The organism is Pseudomonas sp. AC463, assembly GCF_979253585.1.
In genome coordinates this window covers 1-334 of record NZ_CEEDDZ010000304.1, presented here as the reverse complement: position 1 = coordinate 334, position 334 = coordinate 1, and the positions used below count along the sequence as shown (strand labels likewise).

Genomic DNA, 334 nt, shown 5'->3' with positions numbered 1-334 from the left:
ACATTGTGCAGCGTGTACGGTTCGATGCGGACGTTCCTGAACCCCATCGCCTTCAGTCGCGCCACCGACCATTCGCGCGCGCGCGCCTGCGCCGCAGAGCCGCCGGGCGGACGTGGGCCGATCTCCGTCGTCAGTCCCTCGACGATCGAATAGGCACTAGTGTCCGCCAGCGCCTTGTCCCGCAGCGTGGCGATCTTTGCGTCGAGGACGACCGGTGCGGGCGTGCTGCGCTGCGCCTGTAGCGGCATGGCGGTGCCGAACAGCGCGAGCAATAGGGCAGGGCGTCGACGGATCATGCGAACTTTTCCTCTGGATATGCCGGTAACCTAGCGAC

At 66.2% G+C, this 334-nt stretch carries 1 protein-coding gene; it reads right to left on the bottom strand.

The window, feature by feature from the left end:
• Window positions 1–296: hypothetical protein (locus AC0IYH_RS30260; protein WP_471837824.1), on the bottom strand; the 296-nt coding region annotated here is incomplete at its 3' end.
• Window positions 297–334 lie beyond the last annotated feature (38 nt).